The 16,527-nt window shown below is 72.8% G+C and carries 16 protein-coding genes; 9 read left to right on the forward strand and 7 right to left on the reverse strand.

What is annotated here, in order from left to right:
* Positions 1-44: 44 nt before the first annotated feature.
* Complete coding sequence (locus L3i22_RS07520) at positions 45-725, reverse strand: hypothetical protein (protein ID WP_221326253.1); 681 nt, start codon at positions 723-725, stop codon at positions 45-47.
* Positions 722-1,324 carry an RNA polymerase sigma factor gene (locus L3i22_RS07525; RefSeq protein WP_221326254.1) on the reverse strand — a complete coding sequence of 201 codons (603 nt, stop codon included), beginning with the start codon at positions 1,322-1,324 and terminating at the stop codon, positions 722-724. The genes L3i22_RS07520 and L3i22_RS07525 overlap by 4 nt, the downstream gene beginning before the upstream one ends.
* Positions 1,325-1,444: 120 nt before the next feature.
* Here L3i22_RS07525 and L3i22_RS07530 point away from each other — a divergent pair, with 120 nt between their 5' ends.
* Positions 1,445-1,870 carry a DUF350 domain-containing protein gene (locus L3i22_RS07530; RefSeq protein ID WP_221329838.1) on the forward strand — a complete coding sequence of 142 codons (426 nt, stop codon included), beginning with the start codon at positions 1,445-1,447 and terminating at the stop codon, positions 1,868-1,870.
* 6 nt (positions 1,871-1,876) lie between these two features.
* Here L3i22_RS07530 and L3i22_RS07535 read toward each other — a convergent pair whose 3' ends face one another.
* Positions 1,877-3,022, reverse strand: a complete 1,146-nt coding sequence (locus L3i22_RS07535) for a low temperature requirement protein A (protein WP_221326255.1) — start codon at positions 3,020-3,022, stop codon at positions 1,877-1,879.
* A complete protein-coding gene (locus L3i22_RS07540) occupies positions 3,019-3,354 on the reverse strand; it encodes a GatB/YqeY domain-containing protein (RefSeq protein ID WP_221326256.1) in 336 nt (111 codons plus the stop codon). Before L3i22_RS07540 ends, L3i22_RS07535 begins: the two co-directional genes overlap by 4 nt.
* 28 nt (positions 3,355-3,382) lie before the next feature.
* On the opposite strand from L3i22_RS07540, the gene L3i22_RS07545 reads away from it, so the two are divergent.
* Both L3i22_RS07545 and L3i22_RS07550 read left to right on the forward strand, forming a co-directional pair.
* Positions 3,383-4,093: a YafY family protein gene (locus L3i22_RS07545; RefSeq protein WP_221326257.1), complete on the forward strand. Its 711-nt coding sequence runs from the start codon at positions 3,383-3,385 to the stop codon at positions 4,091-4,093.
* Positions 4,090-4,533: an N-acetyltransferase gene (locus L3i22_RS07550; protein WP_221326258.1), complete on the forward strand. Its 444-nt coding sequence runs from the start codon at positions 4,090-4,092 to the stop codon at positions 4,531-4,533. Before L3i22_RS07545 ends, L3i22_RS07550 begins: the two co-directional genes overlap by 4 nt.
* A 181-nt stretch (positions 4,534-4,714) precedes the next feature.
* Here L3i22_RS07550 and L3i22_RS07555 read toward each other — a convergent pair whose 3' ends face one another.
* Positions 4,715-5,095, reverse strand: coding sequence for a VOC family protein (locus tag L3i22_RS07555; protein ID WP_221326259.1), 381 nt, complete (start codon positions 5,093-5,095; stop codon positions 4,715-4,717).
* Positions 5,096-5,184: 89 nt separating this feature from the next.
* On the opposite strand from L3i22_RS07555, the gene L3i22_RS07560 reads away from it, so the two are divergent.
* Positions 5,185-5,967: a type 1 glutamine amidotransferase gene (locus L3i22_RS07560; protein ID WP_221326260.1), complete on the forward strand. Its 783-nt coding sequence runs from the start codon at positions 5,185-5,187 to the stop codon at positions 5,965-5,967.
* A gap of 1 nt (position 5,968) precedes the next feature.
* The gene (locus tag L3i22_RS07565) at positions 5,969-8,947 is read left to right on the forward strand and encodes a bifunctional [glutamine synthetase] adenylyltransferase/[glutamine synthetase]-adenylyl-L-tyrosine phosphorylase (RefSeq protein WP_221326261.1); all 2,979 of its coding nucleotides are present in this window, start codon (positions 5,969-5,971) and stop codon (positions 8,945-8,947) included.
* Here L3i22_RS07565 and L3i22_RS07570 read toward each other — a convergent pair.
* On the reverse strand, positions 8,942-9,373 hold the full coding sequence (locus tag L3i22_RS07570; protein ID WP_255658027.1) for a MarR family winged helix-turn-helix transcriptional regulator: 432 nt from the start codon (positions 9,371-9,373) through the stop codon (positions 8,942-8,944). The genes L3i22_RS07565 and L3i22_RS07570 overlap by 6 nt on opposite strands.
* A gap of 81 nt (positions 9,374-9,454) precedes the next feature.
* Between L3i22_RS07570 and L3i22_RS07575 the strand changes: the two genes are divergently transcribed.
* Positions 9,455-9,673: a hypothetical protein gene (locus tag L3i22_RS07575; RefSeq protein ID WP_221330614.1), complete on the forward strand. Its 219-nt coding sequence runs from the start codon at positions 9,455-9,457 to the stop codon at positions 9,671-9,673.
* 335 nt (positions 9,674-10,008) lie between these two features.
* Here L3i22_RS07575 and L3i22_RS07580 read toward each other — a convergent pair whose 3' ends face one another.
* Entirely contained in the window at positions 10,009-11,850 is a 1,842-nt protein-coding gene (locus tag L3i22_RS07580; RefSeq protein WP_221326263.1) for a hypothetical protein, read from the reverse strand.
* Between the two features lie 57 nt (positions 11,851-11,907).
* Between L3i22_RS07580 and mptB the strand changes: the two genes are divergently transcribed.
* From mptB to L3i22_RS07595, 3 genes are read left to right on the forward strand one after another with little or no spacing between them, the layout of a single operon-like run.
* On the forward strand, positions 11,908-13,302 hold the full coding sequence (gene mptB, locus L3i22_RS07585; protein ID WP_221326264.1) for a polyprenol phosphomannose-dependent alpha 1,6 mannosyltransferase MptB: 1,395 nt from the start codon (positions 11,908-11,910) through the stop codon (positions 13,300-13,302).
* Positions 13,229-14,386 (forward strand): glycosyltransferase 87 family protein, encoded by a 1,158-nt coding sequence (locus tag L3i22_RS07590; protein WP_221326265.1) that lies wholly within the window; start codon positions 13,229-13,231, stop codon positions 14,384-14,386. Before mptB ends, L3i22_RS07590 begins: the two co-directional genes overlap by 74 nt.
* Before the next feature lie 9 nt (positions 14,387-14,395).
* The gene (locus tag L3i22_RS07595) at positions 14,396-16,522 is read left to right on the forward strand and encodes an esterase-like activity of phytase family protein (RefSeq protein ID WP_221326266.1); all 2,127 of its coding nucleotides are present in this window, start codon (positions 14,396-14,398) and stop codon (positions 16,520-16,522) included.
* Positions 16,523-16,527 lie beyond the last annotated feature (5 nt).

A 16,527-nucleotide genomic window follows, 5' to 3' on the forward strand; every position in this document is an offset into this window, starting at 1 on the left:
TGGGAGCTCCCAGACCCGTTCCCCCCGCCGGGTGCCGGCTTCACTCACCCGTGCTGTTCCGGCTCCTGCGGGGTCTTCGGGAGGCCGCTGGGCAGGCCGGGCCGGCCGCTGGGCGGGGTGCTCGGCCGCCCGCTCGGGCGCCCGCCGGGCTTGCCGCTCGGGTCCGGCTTGTGCAGGCCGCAGAACCGCTCGACGCGGTCGCGGTCCTTCGCGCCGGCCCGCTTCACCAGCTCGCCGAAGTGCGCGTCGTCCAGGGCCTTGGTCCGGTGGTCGCGATCCTTGCCGCCCCACTCCTTGCAGAGGTCGGGCAGCGCCGAGCCGGACGGCACCGGCCGGGCCGAGTGCGACCGCGACGCCGACGGGGACGGCTGCGCCGAGTGCGACGGCTTGTTCGAGCTGATCGGGTTGGGCAGGGCGCCGGTGCTCGCCGCGAGCGCCACGCCACCGACCGTCGCGGTGGTCGCGAAGACCGCCGCGGCGACCTTCAGGGTCAACAACTTCGCCAACATGGGACGTCTCCGTAGGGGTACGACATCGGGGGACTGAGCGGCAGCCCGGAAGGCGGTCAGCGCATCCGCCTCACCCGCCAGCTCACCGGCCGCGGCGGGCGCCTGCGCCGCGGCGAGAACCGCGGAAAGCGGATGCCCGGTCGTGGCCCGGTCGCCGCGCAGCAGACTCGCCGCGGTCCTCCGGTCCATCGGGTTCCGTCCCTCCTGGCTGCTCATCTCATCTCCTTCAGCGCCGCGCCCCGGATTCGTGTCACCGGGCGCCGCACCGGCTCGGGTTCGGCCAGGTGCTGAGCCAGCAGCTTGAGGCCCCGGTAGGCGGCGGTACGGACCGCGCCGGCCCGCTTCCCGAGGATCCGGCCGGTCGCCTTCGCGTCCAGGCCGACCACCACGCGCAGCATCACCGCCTCGGCCAGGTCCCGCGGCAGGCTCGCGATCAGGGCGATCGCGGCGTCGGTGGAGACCAGCTCGAGCGCCCGGGCCGCGGTGTCGTCGCCCGCGTGGACCTCGGCGAGCTGCTCGACCGGCCCGGCCGGTGGCGGTCGCCGCCGCTGCGCGCGCAGCAGGTCCATCGCGCGGTGCCGGGCGATCGTCGCGGTCCAGCCGCGGAAACCGTCCCCGGTGCCGGAGAAGCCGCGCAGGTCGCGGGCGATCTGCAGCCAGGCCTCCGAGGCGACGTCCTCGGCGTCGTCGCCGACCAGCACCCGCAGATAGCGCAGCAGGGCGGGCTGTTGCAGGCGATAGAGCTGCCGGAACGCGTCCTCGTCGCCGGCCTGCGCGGAGCGCACCACGGCGTCGAGGTCCTCCGATGCCCCCATCACGTCGTCCTCCGTCCGGCCAGGCGGACAGCCGGGCCCCTTTGCTACAGCGCCAGGCCCCGAAGTTTTGTCACAGGGGGTACGGTCTCCTCTGACGTCATGCGACAAGGGGGAGTGGCCGTGCTGCAGGACCTGCTCGAGGGTGCCGGGCGGAGCATAGTCTTCGGGCTGATCGGGATCGGCCTGATGGCCGTCGGTTATGTCCTGATCGACGTGCTCACGCCGGGCAAGTTGCGCGATCTGATCTGGACCGAGCGCAACCCGAACGCGTCATTGCTGCTGGCCGCCAACCAGCTGGGCATCGCGGCGATCGTGTTCACCGCGATCTGGACGACCTACGACTCGTTCGGCCAGGGTGTCGCGTCGACGCTGCTCTTCGGCCTGCTCGGCATCGTGATCATGGGGCTGGCCTTCAAGGTGCTGGACTGGATGACCCCGGGCAAGCTCGGCGAGGTCATCTGCACCGACGAGTACCACGGCGGCGCCCTGGTCAGCGCCGCATCGCACTTCGGCGCCGCGTTGATCGTCTGCGCCTGTATCGCCTGATTGATCTCAAGCTCCTCGCCCGAAGTCGCCGATGGCGGCGTCCCGGCCGGCGCGGCGGACCCGGGGGATGTCCTCGGCGATCGCGCCGGCCGACATGATCACGGCGACCGCGGCGAGCTGGGCTATCCCCAGGTAGTGCCCGAGTGGGGCGGTGGCCAGGCACAACGCGGCGATGGCGAGGCGGTAGGCGGCGCCCGGCCGGTGCAGCAGCCGCAGGAAGACCGCGTGCCCGAGCAGGTAGACCGCCACGCCGCCGCCGAGGGTCACGGCCTCGCCCCAGTGCAGGCCGTCGAACGCGTGACCCAGGGCCTTCTTGATGCCGACCGCGGTGAGCACGATGCCGAGCAGCATCGGGATGTGCGCGTAGCCCCAGGCGTTCACGGCCAGCCGGCCGCGCCGGGCCGGGTCGTCGACCTCGGCCAGGACGTGCTCCGAGCGGCGGTCACCGTCGGCGAAGTAGGTCCACCACAGGTAGTAGGCGACGCAGAGGCCGAGCACCGCGGCCAGGATCAGGCCGGCGTCGAGCCGCATCCCGGTGACGCCGACGCCGATCGCCAGGACCGACTCGCCGATCGCGATGATCATGACGAGGCTGTGCCGCTCGACGAAGTGGCCGGCCACGATGTGGTGCAGCTCCATCGGGTGCGAGTAGCTCGCCAGCACCTGCACCACCGGGGCGCCCAGCCAGCACAGGTGCCGCCACGGCTCGGGCAGGAAGCCACCGGCCAGCACCAGCGACGCGGCCAGCAGGTTGAGCGGGCCCAGCACCCGCATCATCCGGACCGCGGCCGGGCCGGCCTGCAGGAACAGCACCGAGTGCGCGATGTTGACGACCAGGTAGCCGGCGCCGAACAGCCAGCCGTACGCCCCGAACGCCTCCGGAATGGCCAGCGCCATCACCAGGAACCCGGCCATCCCGGCCAGCAGCAGGGTGCGCCGGGTGGTGGTGGTCGGGGCGACCGCGTTGGTGAGCCACGCGTACCCCGAGTACATCCACCAGACCACGATCAGGATCAGCACCACGTCGAGCAGCCCGGACGGGGTCAGGTGGTGCGCCAGCGAATCGGCGAGCTGGGTGACCGTGAAGACGAAGACGAGATCGAAGAAGAGCTCCAGCGTGGATACCCGGGCACCGGGGGACTCCTCGGTCATGCCGGCGTGACCAGCGTTTCCAGCGCCTGGGCCTCGGCTCGCAGGCGGGTGGCCTCGTCCGGCCGGCCGAGCGCGTCGTAGTCGGTGGCGGCGGTCCGGCGTTCGCTGATCTCGGCGCGGACGATGCGTTCGATCTCGGCGTCGTCCTGTTCGCGGCGGGGCGCCTCGGTGACGCCCAGGCCGACGGCCGGCAGACCGTGGTGCGGGTCCTGCGGCGGCACGGCGGCCGCGTTCTCGATCGCGGCCAGGGCCGAGCGCAGGGCGGTCACGGCCGGCTTGTCCCTGGCCTTCATCGCCGGCACCAGCGCGGCCCGGAGACGGTCACGCAACATGTCGTACCCCCGTTCTAGCGTTTGTGGCGTGAACCGTACCGACCGGTTGTATGCACTTGTCGAGGAATTACGGGCGGTGGCGCCCCGGCCGCGCAGCGCGCGCTGGCTGGCCGGCCGCTTCGAGGTGAGCGTCCGCACGGTGGAGCGGGACATCTCCGCGCTGCAGCAGTCCGGCACGCCGATCTACGCCGAGACCGGCCGCACCGGTGGGTATTGCCTGGACACCGCGCACACGCTGCCCCCGGTCAACCTGACGCCGGAGGAGGCGGTCGCGATGGCGCTCGCCCTGCGCCGGCTGGAGGGGACGCCGTTCCGGCAGGCCGCGGGCAGCGCGCTGCGGAAACTGGTGGCGGCGATGCGGGCCGACGACGCGGCCGCGGCGCAGGCCCTGGCCGACCGGATCCACCTGGTCGGCGGGTCGGCGCCGGCGACCATGCCACGGGCGGCGCTCGGCGCCCTGCCGGTCGGCCGGGTGCTCCGGATCGGTTATGCGGATCGCGACGGCGCGGTCACCACGCGGGACATCGAGCCGGTGGGCTACGTCGGGATCCGCGAGCGGTGGTATCTGATCGCCTGGTGCCGGCTGCGTGGGTCGGTGCGGATCTTCCGGACCGATCGGATCACCACCATCACGCCGACCCGGGAAGTGGCGCCGGCCCGGGTGTTCCCGGAGGACGAGCTGGACATCCCGGGTGCGCAGCGGGAGCGGCTCACCCTGTTTGCCAGGATCTCCGGATGACTTCCGACCTGATCCGCCTCGAGCCGGTCACCGCCGGCAACTGGCGGGACTGCGCCGCCCTGACCGTCCACGAGGAACAGCGGCGCTTCGTCGCCGACGTGACGTACTACCTGTGCATGTGCACCTATGGGGACACGTGGCAGCCGCTCGCGGCGTACCGGGGGGACACGGTCGCCGGGTTCGCGATCTGGGGTGTCGACGACGACGGCAGCCGGTGGATCGGCGGCCTCGTCGTCGACGCGAAGCACCAGCGCCAGGGGGTCGGGCGGGAGCTGGTCCGGCAGCTGCGGGAGCGGCTGATCGCCGAGCCGGGCACGCCGAACGTGGCGCTCAGCTACCAGCCGGCGAACGTCGGGGCGCGGGCGCTGTACCTGTCGATGGGCTTCGCCGAGACCGGCGAGACCGAGGACGACGAGGTCATCGCCCGCTGGACGCCGTGAACCGGGTTTTTTGAAACCGCGACCACCCGCGGACGTTTTTTAAAACCGCAACCACCCGCGGACGTCGCCCTTGCGGGTCTCGTGTTCTGGGCGCCCCGGCGCCCTTGCGAGGCCCGGAAGGGTCCCCGCGGGAGCGACGATCAGTTATCGGCCGCAGCGTCGGAAATGAAGAATTTGATCTTTATTCGGCGTCCCTGGCCGGCGGGGTGAAGACGCCGAAGAGGTTGCCGGCGGGGTCGCTGAGGCGGGCGAAGACCAGGCCGCTCGGCTCGCGCTGCGGGCCGACCAGGACCTTGCCGCCGCGCGCCTCGGCCTGCTTGCAGGCGGCCTCCGTGTCGGCGACCACGACCAGGAAGATCGCCTGCTGCGGGACCTTGCCGCCGGTGCCGTAGAAGCCGCCCAGCGGTGCGCCGCCGTCCGGTCCGGTGACGATCCGGTAGGGCTTGCCGTCCGGGCCGATCGAGTCGCCGTCGTCCGCGAACGTCCAGCCGAACACGTCGCCGTAGAAGCGCTCGGACTCCTCGGGGCGGTCCGCGCCCACTTCGATCCAGCCGATGCTCATGATTCCTCCTGGAAGGTTGTCGTCGGGGAGAACTCTCGCGGGTGGCCCCGACAACGTCCTGTCGGTGTTTGCCGGGTTAGCCTCGACGGGTGAGCACAGCGCTTGTCATCGAGAACGATCCGACCGACGACCTCCGGCGACTGGGGGAGTGGCTCACCGACGCCGGGCTCGCGGTGACCGTGCTCCGGCCCCACGCCGGTGACGAGATCCCCGACAACCTGGAGCGGTACGCCGCGCTGGTCGTGCTCGGCGGGGACCAGAGCGCCTACCCGGACGTCGCCGGCACCCCCGGCGCGCCGTGGTTCCCGGCGCTGGAGGGGCTGCTCCGCAAGGCGGTCCGGCACCGGGTGCCGACGCTCGGCGTGTGCCTGGGCGGGCAGCTGCTCGCCGCCGCGCACGGCGGCCTGGTCGAGCGCAGCACGTCCGGGCCGGAGATCGGCCCGGGGCTGGTCGGCAAGCGCGACGCGGCCGACACCGACCCGCTGTTCAAGTGGGTGCCGCTGCTGCCCGACGTGATCCAGTGGCACCGCGACGAGATCACCGAGCTGCCGCTGAACTCGACGCTGCTGGCCGCGTCCAGTCGCTTCCCGCACCAGGCGTTCCGGATCGGGGACCGGGCCTGGGGCCTGCAGTTCCACATCGAGTGCGACGCCGGGATGATGGCCGACTGGACCCGGCTGGGCGCCGCCGAGCTGGACGAGCTGGGCTACGACGCGGAGACCGTGGTGCTGGCCGTCGCCGACATCCTGCCGGACGTCGAGGAGGTCTGGCAGCCGTTCGCGGCCCGGTTCGCCGCGCTCGCCCTCGGCACCCTGCCGGACGCGGACATTCCGGTGCAGCCCTTCCGCACCCTGCCACTGCTGGGCCAGTGACGTGACCCGGCCGACCAGGCTGGCGCGGTACGGCTTCGCCGACAACGGGGCCGCCCTGCTCGGCGGGCAGGGCCTGCGGCTGTGGGGCGCGGAGCACGGCCCGGTCAGCACGGAGGCGGCCGAGTTGATCCACGCCCTGTCCCGGGCCGCCGACCCGAACCTGGCGCTGCGCCAGTTCCACCGCCTGGTCGACTCGGTGTCCCGGGCCGCCGAGCGGGCCAACGGCGGCCGCCCCACCGGCCCGACCGGCGAGATCACCGAGAACGCGGCGACCCGCGAGCTGATCGACGAGCTGTTCCGCGACCACGGGCTGCGCCGCCGCCTGGTCGCGGTGCTCGGGGCGTCGTCCACGCTCGGCGACCACCTGGTCGCCAACGAGCAGGAGTGGCGCACCCTGGCCACCACGAAGAGCGGGCTGCCGCCGGACCCGGAGGGCCACCTCGAACTGGACGCGCCGACCGTGCCGGCGCTGCGCCGGGCGTACCGGATCTCGCTGCTCCGGATCGCCGCCGCCGACCTGACCGGCGGGCGCGGCCTGGAGCCGACGATGGCCGCGCTGTCCACGCTCGCCGACGAGACGCTGGCGGCGGCGTACACGATCGCCCTGGCCGGCCTGCCCGACGGCACCCCGGAGCCACGCCTCGCGGTGGTCGCGATGGGCAAGTGCGGGGGCAACGAGCTGAACTACGTCTCCGACGTCGACGTGATCTTCGTGGCCGCCGGCGACGACGACCTGCCGGCCGGCACCACGATCGCGGCCCGGCTGATGGAGATCTGCGGCCAGGTGGCGTGGCCGGTGGACGCCGCGCTGCGCCCCGAGGGCAGCCGTGGCCCGCTGGTCCGGACGCTCGCCAGCCACCAGGCGTACTACCGGCGCTGGGCCCGCACCTGGGAGTTCCAGGCGCTGCTCAAGGCCCGCCCGGCGGCCGGTGACCTGGCGCTCGCGCAGGAGTGGCTGGCCGACCTGGCGCCGCTGGTCTGGCACGCCGCCGAGCGGCCCGAGGCGGTCGCCGACGTCCGCGACATGCGCCGCCGGATCATCGACAACGTGCCGGCCAAGGAGCTGGACCGGGAGATCAAACGCGGGCCCGGCGGGCTGCGCGACATCGAGTTCGCGGTGCAACTGCTGCAGCTGGTGCACGGCCGGGTCGACGAGACGCTGCGGCTGCCGGGCACCCTGCCGGCCCTGCGCGCGCTGGTCACCGGCGGCTACGTGGGCCGGCAGGACGGCGAGACGCTGCTGCGCGGGTACCGGTTCCTGCGCGCCGTCGAGCACCGCCTGCAGCTGCAGCACCTGAAGCGGACGCACACCGTCCCGGACGACCCGGCCGGCCTGCGCTGGCTCGCCGCCGCCCTCGGCTACACCGCGCTGCCCGGCCAGGACGCCGTCGAGGCGTTCCGCTCCGACTGGGTCGGGCACGCCGCCAACGTCCGGCGCCTGCACGTCAAACTGCTCTACCAGCCGCTGCTCGAAGCGGTGGCCCGGGTGCCGGCCGAGGCGCTGCGGATGACCCCGGAGTCGGCCCGCAAACGGCTGGAGATCCTCGGCTTCGCCGACCCGGCCGGCGCGCTGCGGCACCTGGAGGCGCTGACCGGCGGCGTGACCCGCACCTCGGCGATCCAGCGGACGCTGCTGCCGATGCTGCTGCAGGACTTCTCCGACGCCCCCGAGCCGGACCGTGGCCTGCTCAACTACCGGCAGGTCTCCGACAAACTGGGCAGCACGCCCTGGTACCTGCGGCTGCTGCGCGACGGCGGCCCGGTCGCCCGGCGGCTGGCCCGGGTGATCGGCCTCTCCCGGTACGCGACCGACCTGCTCACCCGCGACCCGGAGGCGTTGCGCCTGCTCGCCGACGACCCGGAGCTGCGGCCCCGGTCCAAGGAGAAGCTGCTGGACGGGTTCGCCGCGGCGGCCGAACGGCACACCGACCCGGTCAAGGCGATCGCCGCGGTCCGCGCCCTGCGCCGCCGCGAGCTGTTCCGGCTGGCCTGCGCGGACATCCTGAGCCAGGCCGGCGACCTGGCCCCGGCCCAGCCGATCGACGTGCACCAGCTCGGGGCGGCGCTGTCCGCGGTCACCGACGCGACGCTGAACGCGGCGCTGCTGATCGCCCGCCGGTCGAAGCCGGGGCCGCCGGGGATGCGGTTCGCGATCATCGGGATGGGCCGGCTCGGCGGGTACGAGATGAGCTACCCCTCGGACGCGGACGTGCTGTTCGTCTTCGAGGGCTCCGGCGCCCCCGGGGAGGAGGCCGCCGCGCACGCCATCGCCGAGGAGGTGCGCCGGCTGCTCAACGCGCCCGCCCCCGACCCGGCCCTGGGCATCGACGCCGACCTGCGCCCCGAGGGCCGGCAGGGTCCGCTGGTCCGCAGCCTGCAGGCGTACCAGCAGTACTACGACCGCTGGTCGAAGCTGTGGGAGGCGCAGGCGCTGCTCCGGGCCCGGTTCGTCTGCGGGTCCGCCGAGCTCGGCCGGGCCTTCGAGCAGCTCGCGGACACCAAGCGGTACCCGGGCAACGGGCTCAGCCGCGAGCAGGTGGTGGAGATCCGCCGGATCAAGGCGCGCGTGGAGACCGAGCGGCTGCCCCGCGGCGCCGACCCGAACACGCATACCAAGCTGGGCCGCGGCGGGCTGGCCGACGTCGAGTGGGCGGTCCAGCTGCTGCAGTTGCAGCACGCGCACGAGGTGCCGGCGCTGCGCTGCACGGCGACCCTGGAGGCGCTCACCGCCGCCCGCGAGCACGACCTGGTCACCCCGGCGGACGCGGACGAGATGGCGGCCGGCTGGACGCTGGCCGCGCAGGTGCGCAACGCGCTGACGCTGGTGCGCGGCCGGCCGAACGATCAGCTGCCGGCGCACGGGGTGGAGCTGGCCGGGACGGTGCTGCTGCTCGGCGGGGGCGACCCGGGCGAGTTCGTGGACCGTTACCTGCGGATCACCCGGCGGTCGCGGGCCGCGATGGAGCGGGTCTTCTCATAGCGCCGCCGCGATCACCTGGGTCAGCGAGGCGTGCAGCCGTTTCAGGTCCTCGATCGGCATGCCGAGGCGGGCGACCACGGCCGGTGGGATCTTCAGCGCCTCGGCGCGCAGCGCCTGACCGCTCGTGGTCAGCGTGATCGCGAGGCTGCGCTCGTCGGCCGGGTCCCGCTCGCGGCGCAGGTAGCCGATCGCCTCCAGGCGCTTGAGCAGCGGCGAGAGCGTCGCCGGGTCGAGCGCCAGCAGCTCGCTGAGCCGGCGCACGGAGAGCGGCGCCTCGCCCCAGAGGGCGAGCATCACCAGATATTGCGGGTGGGTCAGGCCCATCGGCTCCAGCAGCGGTCGGTAGATCGCCACCACGCTGCGGGCCGCGACCGACAGCGCGAAGCAGACCTGCTGCTCCAGGGCCAGGGGGTCCTCGTCAGGCACTTGGGTTCTCCTCAGGTCGTGAGTTAGTCTACCAATAGTTAGGGCACCAACCATTGGCCCACTAACTGTTTGGAGAGAGTCGTGGCGAAGCTTCAGGGTCGGATCGGCGTCTGGTTCCACGAGACCTTCGACGACATGTGGTTCCGGTCGATCATCGGCCCGGCGCAGACCAAGGGCGCGGTCCAGGGGTGCGACGAGTTCGCCCGCGAGGGCTGGAAGGCCGACCTCGAACGCCGCAAGCAGTTCACCCGCGACCAGCGCGAACGCAAGCGCCTGGACCGCGAGAGCAAGCGCGTCTGAGCCCTGCTCAACTTCAAGATCAAATTCTTTTTTGCCTCGGCTGCGGCCAATAACTGATCGTCGCTCCCGCGGGGACCCTTCCGGTCCTCGCAGGGCGCGGGGCGCCCAGAACGCGAGGCCCTACAGGGCGGCGTCCGTGGGTGGTTGCGGTTTCAAAGACCCACGCGATCCAGCCGGCGGTCGAGGCCCGGCCGCGCCTCCCGGTCCCGGCTGGCACTCACGGCTGATTTCGGGCCCGGGAAGAACCGTGAGCGCCAGCCGACGGCGCGAGGCGCTGCTGGGCCGGGCGGCCCCGCGCGGGTCGCGGCCCCGACCGGGGGGCGGCGGGTGTCGGCTCAGCTGGAGAGGGTGTAGCGGCCGGGGGCGGGCACTCGCAGGATCGTGTCGTGTCCGTCTCTGATCACCTGGGCGCTGCCCGAGGCGGTCAGCCAGCGGTACCAGCGGACCTTCAGGCGGATGTCGCCGGCGGCCGGGGCGTCCAGGGTGATCGCGGCGGCCGTGTGCCGGACCAGCGTCGCCGGGGCGGTCACGATCGGCTGGGGGTCGGTGACCGCGTACAGGTGCCAGTGCGGGTCGGTGAAGATCAGCCGGAGATACGGCAGCCCGCCCGTCACCAGTGCCGCCTCGGCGCGCCCCGGCCAGGCCGGCTCGGCGTCGGGCACCGCGACGTACTGGACCGCCTGCTCGGTCAGCCAGGCCCGGTAACTGTCCGCGGTCAGTGCCACCCCGGTTCCGGCGGCGCCCGGCACCGTGGTGAAGAACAGCGGGTTCCGATCGATATCGGCCTGCCGCAGCCAGCCACGGGCCAGCGGGACGTCTCCCATCCGGGCGGCTTCCCAGTAGTCCCGGGTGGGCGGGATCGCCACCCGTCCGGTCATCGGCAGTGTGGCGAGCACGGCGGTCAGCGGCCGGAAATAGCCCGGGTCGGCGGTCGGGCTCCCGATGTCCCGCAGATCGGCGGCGACCACCGGCGGTTGCCACCAGGCCGTCACGGCCAGGACCGCGACCAGCGCCACGGTCCGCATTTTTCCCGTCAAAACCGGCAATGTCCCGTATGCCGCGAGCACCGGCAGCGCGAACATCACGGCCAGCCGGGTCGCGTTCAGCCCCACCGGCGTGTGCACCAGGGCCGCCGCGAGCACCCCCGCCGAGGACAGCAACGCCCCGATCCGCACCGGTCGCACCGGCACGAGCGCCGCGACCACGAGACCGGTCACCACCGCGTGCAGGGTGTCCACCCGGCTGATGTTCATCCACCCGCCGTCCCCGAAGAGCAGCGCGTTCAACCCGATCAGCGCCGCCCCCGGCCCCGCCACCAGCAGCCCACCAGCCCCCGGCCGCCGAGCCCACCAGCCGCGAGCTCCCGGCCGCCGAGCCCACCAGCCGCGAGCTTCCGGCCGTCCAGCCCACCAGCCGCGAGCTCCCGGCTGGTCCTCAGCCCCGTCTCGCGTGGCGCGAGGCAGCGCTGAGCGCCAGCCGGTCAGCGGGCGCCCCGACTGGTCCGCGGTGCTGCCCTGGCCTGAGGACCAGCCGGTCAGCAGGAGGGCGGTGCCGGCCAGGCCGAGGAAGAGGGCGACGACCGGGCTGGTCGCGGAGGCCAGCGTGGCGAGAATCACGGCGAGGAGCGCCGCGCCCCGGCGGGAAAGGAAGCCGAGGCGAGAAAGGAATCCGAGGCGGGAGGGGAAGCCCGGGCGGGGGAGGGAGCCCGGATTGGGGAGGGAGCCCGAGTGGGGGAGAGAGGGCGGGCGGGGGAGGAAGGTCAGGGCGAGTAGCGCGCCAAGGCCGAGGCAGACGCCGAGGCCGTACGTCACCCGCCCGCTCACCAGGTTCCCGGCGAGCCCCGCCAAGCCCAGCACCCCGGCGAGCCAGAGCCGCCCGCCCCCGGTCCGCCGGAGCAGGGCGACCAGCAGCACCGATCCGGCGACGACCGCGACCACCCCGGTGACCCGCACCCCGAGCAGCGCCATCACCGGCTGCGACACCAGGCTGTAGCCGAGCTGGTCGACCCCGCCGTACCAGCGCAGGTCCACCGGGGTCCACCCGTGCTCGGCGAAGAATCCGGCCCGCGCCACCTGGGCGGCCAGGTCCGAGCCCATCCGGGGAGCGGCCAGGTAGGCGCCGCCGAGGACCGTGGCCACCAGCGCGACCAGCCACTCCACCCGGTGCCGTGCCCACATCCCGCCGACAGTACCGGTGCCCCGTAGGTTGCAGCCTGTCACGGTAGGGTCGTCGCCATGCCCCGTCCGTTCCTCGTCCGATATGCGGGGCTCGCAGGTAGCGCCCTGTTGGGTGGCGCCGCCTACCTGGGTGGCGCCCACCGGCCGTGGGAACCGACGGTGACCCCGCTCACCGTCTTCCGTGGGCAGAACGGGGTGCTGCTGCCGCTCTTCTGGGTGGCCGGGGTCACCCTGCTGATCGGCGCCTGGCTGGTCGGCCGGCGGGTCGTGCCGTCGGCGCGGTGGGCCTACGTGACCGCCGGGCTGTGGGCCCTGCCGCTGCTGCCCTTCCTTCCGCTGGGCAGCTACGACGCGTACTCGTACGCATGTCAGGGTTGGCAGCAGGCCGGCGGGCTGAATCCGTACGCCGGCGGGGTTGATCTTCTGGGTTGCCCCTGGGCCGACGCCGTCGCGCCGACCTGGCGTGCCGCCCCGGCCCCCTACGGCCCGGTCTTCCTGGTGCTGGCCGCGGCGGCGGCGAAGGTCGGCGGCTCGCTGGCCGGGACCGTCGCGATGCTGCGGCTGATCGCGGTCCTCGGCGTCGCGGCGATCGGCGCGTGCCTGCCACCGCTGGCCCGCCGGGCCGGCGTGCCGGTGGAGCGCGCGGTCTGGCTGGTGCTCGCGTGTCCGCTTCTGCTCATCCACCTGGTGTCCGGGACGCACAATGACGCGGTGATGGTGGCGCTGCTGGCCGGCGGCCTCGCCGTGGCCGCGACCGGCCGGGGCTGGGTCGCGGGCATCCTGTTCGGGCTCGCGGTCGGGGTGAAGGCGACCGCGGTCGTCGCGCTGCCGTTCGCCATCTTCCTGATCCCGCGGGCCTGGTGGCGGGCGGGCCTGGAGCTGGCCGGGGGAGCGGTGGGCGCGCTGGTCGCGGTCTCGCTCGGGTCCGGCCTCGGCCTCGGCTGGGTCGGCGCGCTCGCGGACAGCGGCGTGTCGGTGCAGTGGACCTCGCCGCCGACCGCGATCGGCATGACGCTGGAGCTGATCGGGGTGCCGCACGCCGTCGCGGTGACCCGGGTGCTCGGCATCGTCGCGCTGGCCGGGGTGCTGCTCTGGCTGTTCCGGCGGGCCTGGCGGGGTGGTGACGCGCTGCTGCACGCCGGGCTGGCGCTGGCCGCGACCGTGCTGCTCGCCCCGGTCTTCCATCCGTGGTACGCGATCTGGCCGCTCACCATCCTGGCCGCGACGCTCCGCCCGGACACCCGCTGGCTCGCCGTCCCGCCCGCGGTGATCGCCGCCCTGTGCCTGCCGGACGGTTACAACCTGGCCCTCGCCACCAAGGCGCAGGGCGCCGTCGGCATGACCGTTGCCGCCGGATATCTAGCGTGGAAAGTGCTGCATGAAGCGAATCGTGACCCTGGTCGTCTCGGCGCTGCTGGCGGTGGGCCTGATCCTCACCGCCTGTTACCGTAACCGGTTCTTCGACTCCACGGTCTACTACGGCGCGGTGCAGTACTGGTTCCGCGACGGCGGGATGGTCTACGACTGGCTCAAGCCGGGCACGCCGTACGGGTTCACCTACCCGCCCTTCGCCGGCCTGGTCATGGCGCCGATGTCGGTGCTGCCGTTCCCGGTCGTGGTGCTGTTCGCCTCGATCGGCCTGGTGCTCACCGTCGGCCTGCTGATCCACTGGCTGGCCGGCCCGTTCCTGCGCGGCCTGAAGTACCCGCTGTGGCTCTCCTACGGGGTGGCGTTCTGCCTGGCGATGGCGTACGAGCCGGTCCGCGAGACGTTCAGCTTCGGTCAGGTGAACACGCTGCTGCTCACCCTGGTCACCGCCGACCTGCTGTTCGGCGTGGCACGCGGCCGGTGGTGGGGCGGGATCGGCATCGGCCTGGCCACCGCGATCAAGCTGACCCCGGGCGTCTTCATCCTGTACCTGCTGGTCACCCGGCGCTGGCGGGACGCCGGGGTGGCGATCGCCGCGGCGACCGGCGCGACGGTGCTGGCCGGCGCGCTCTTCCCGGACCAGTCCCGGGAGTTCTGGACCTCGGCGCTCTGGGACACCAACCGGGTCGGCTCGCTGAACTTCCTCTCCAACCAGTCCGAGCGGGGCATGCTGGCCCGCCTGCCGTTCGACGAGACCGAGTCGAAGATCTGGCTGGTCTGCGTGCTGGCCACGCTGGTCCTGTGGGGCGTGCGTTGCTGGCGCGCGCCGGACGACGTGATCGGCGGGCTGGCCCTGACCGGCGTGCTGGGCTGCCTGATCAGCCCGGTCACCTGGATCCACCACTGTGTCTGGCTGATCCCGGCGCTGATCCGCTGCGTGGAGTGGGGTTGGCAGAGCGGGAACCGGCGGGCGGTCTGGCTCGCGGTGGCCGCCTACGTGCTGATGACCTCGCACCTCACCTGGATCTACGAGAACCCGCCACGGCCGCCGCTGGCGATGCTCGGCAGCAACATTTATGTCCTGTTCGGTGTGGCTCTGCTGATCTGGACACCGGTCGGCACGCGGAGTTCGATCCCTGTCCATGAACCGGACAAGATCTTGGCGTAGGCAGTTCGCATGTCTCTACGCCGTACCACCTCGGCGGTCGCTTCCGTCGTGGCGCTCGTCGCGGCCGGTGGTGTGCCCGCCGCGGCGGCCGCGCACGGTCGCTCCACCTCGTTCCACCGCCTCTCCACGTTTCCGGTGTATCTGAACTCGTCGATCAGCGACACCGCGGCGGCCGAGATCTCCACGGTCACCGAGGACGGCCGGACGGTCGTCTACACCGACAGCCCCGGCGAGCGGATCGGCTTCGTCGACATCACCGACCCGTCGTCGCCGCAGCCGCGGGGCACGCTCGCGATGGGCGGCGAGCCGACCTCGGTGGCGCACCTCGGTCACCTGCTGCTGGCCGGTGTCAACACCAGCGCGTCGTTCACGGATCCGTCCGGCAAGCTGGTCGTGGTCGACGACCGGACCCACGCCGTGGTCCGCGAACTGGACCTGGGCGGCCAGCCCGACTCGGTCGCGGTCGCGCCGAGCGGCCGGTACATCGCGGTCGCCATCGAGAACGAGCGGGACGAGGACGTCGACGACGGCCGGATCCCGCAGCTGCCGGCCGGCTACCTCGCCGTGATCGACACGAAGAGCTGGCAGGTCACCAAGGTCGGCCTGACCGGCCTGGCGGCGGTCGGGCCGACCGACCCGGAGCCGGAGTACGTCAGCGTCAACGCCCGCGACCAGGCGGTCGTCTCGCTGCAGGAGAACAACCACCTCGCCGTTGTCGACCTGAAGTCGCGCACGGTGATCCGGCACTTCAGCGCCGGCACGGTCACCGTGAACGGCGTCGACACCCTGGACGACGACAAGATCGAGCCGACCGGTTCGATCACCGCGAAGCGCGAGCCGGACGGCGTCACCTGGCTGAGCGACGACCTGTTCGCGACCGCCAACGAGGGCGACTACGAGGGCGGCTCGCGCGGCTGGTCGATCTTCTCGGCGCGCACCGGCAAGGTCGTCTGGGACGCCGGGAACACGCTCGAGCAGATCGCCATCGAGCACGGGCAGTACCCGGACAAGCGGTCGGACGCCAAGGGCATCGAGCCGGAGAACGTGGCGTTCGCCCGGTTCCGCGGCGTGCCGTACGTCTTCGTCAACTCCGAGCGGGGCAACTTCACCGCGGTCTACGACGTCTCCGACCCGCGGAAGCCGCGGTTCACGCAGCTCCTGCCGACCACCAACGGGCCGGAGGGGGTCGTCGCCGTACCGTCGCGGAATTTGATCGTGGTCTCCTCGGAAGAGGACGACGCCTCGATCGGCATCCGCGGCACGGTCCAGGTCTACGGTTTCGGATCACCGGCCAACACCCAGCTCCATTCGGTACGGGACATCCCGTTCGGCACGCTGTCGGCGCTCTCCGCGGTGCCCGGCCGGCGTGACCGGCTCGTCTCGGTGACCGATTCCGCCTACTCGCCGACCCGGCTCCTCGGCCTGTCGACGAGGGGCGTCATCGACTCCCAGCTGACCGTCACCAAGAACGGCGAGCCGATCGGTTACGACGCCGAGGGCCTGGTCGCCCGCAAGGGCGGCGGCTACTGGCTCGCGGTCGAGGGCACCGGTGCGGGCAAGAACCCCAACCTTCTGGTACGCCTGAACGCCGCCGGACAGGTGCAGGCGGAGATCGCGCTCCCGGCCGAGGTCGCGGACAACGTCACCAGCAACGGCCTGGAGGGCGTCACCGAGGTCGGCACGTCGGTCTGGGTCGCCGTGCAGCGCGCGATCAAGGGCGACCCGGCCAACACCAACCGGATCGGCCGCTACGACACGGTCACCGGGACCTGGTCGTGGCTGCTCTACCCGGCCGACGTCGCGCCGGTCGGCTGGAGCGGGCTGTCCGAGATCGTCGCCGTGGACCGGAACACGTTCGCGGTGATCGAGCGGGACAACCAGCGCGGCACCCTGGCGTCGATCAAGCGGATCTACACGTTCGACGTCCCGGCGACCTGGACCGGCACCCCGACCGTGACCAAGAAGCTGGTCCAGGACGTGCTGCCGGCGCTGCGGGCGGACCACGGCTGGGTGCAGGACAAACTGGAGGGCCTGGCGGTCGCCGGCAACGGGCACACCTACGCGGTGACCGACAACGACGCGATCGACGACGCCACCGGCGAGACCGTCTTCCTGGACCTCGGCAAGCTGCTCTGACCCGG

The organism is Actinoplanes sp. L3-i22 (assembly GCF_019704555.1).
GTDB lineage: Bacteria > Actinomycetota > Actinomycetes > Mycobacteriales > Micromonosporaceae > Actinoplanes.

Excerpts from the sequence above, each read along its gene's own strand:
- L3i22_RS07540 (WP_221326256.1), bottom strand. The coding sequence starts at position 3,354 with ATGTTGCGTGACCGTCTCCGGGCCGCGCTGGTGCCGGCGATGAAGGCC.
- L3i22_RS07525 (WP_221326254.1), bottom strand. The coding sequence starts at position 1,324 with ATGGGGGCATCGGAGGACCTCGACGCCGTGGTGCGCTCCGCGCAGGCC.
- L3i22_RS07590 (WP_221326265.1), top strand. The coding sequence starts at position 13,229 with ATGAAGCGAATCGTGACCCTGGTCGTCTCGGCGCTGCTGGCGGTGGGC.
- mptB (WP_221326264.1), top strand. The coding sequence starts at position 11,908 with ATGCCCCGTCCGTTCCTCGTCCGATATGCGGGGCTCGCAGGTAGCGCC.
- L3i22_RS07580 (WP_221326263.1), bottom strand. The coding sequence starts at position 11,850 with ATGTGGGCACGGCACCGGGTGGAGTGGCTGGTCGCGCTGGTGGCCACG.
- L3i22_RS07595 (WP_221326266.1), top strand. The coding sequence starts at position 14,396 with ATGTCTCTACGCCGTACCACCTCGGCGGTCGCTTCCGTCGTGGCGCTC.
- L3i22_RS07550 (WP_221326258.1), top strand. The coding sequence starts at position 4,090 with ATGACTTCCGACCTGATCCGCCTCGAGCCGGTCACCGCCGGCAACTGG.
- L3i22_RS07555 (WP_221326259.1), bottom strand. The coding sequence starts at position 5,095 with ATGAGCATCGGCTGGATCGAAGTGGGCGCGGACCGCCCCGAGGAGTCC.
- L3i22_RS07535 (WP_221326255.1), bottom strand. The coding sequence starts at position 3,022 with ATGACCGAGGAGTCCCCCGGTGCCCGGGTATCCACGCTGGAGCTCTTC.
- L3i22_RS07520 (WP_221326253.1), bottom strand. The coding sequence starts at position 725 with ATGAGCAGCCAGGAGGGACGGAACCCGATGGACCGGAGGACCGCGGCG.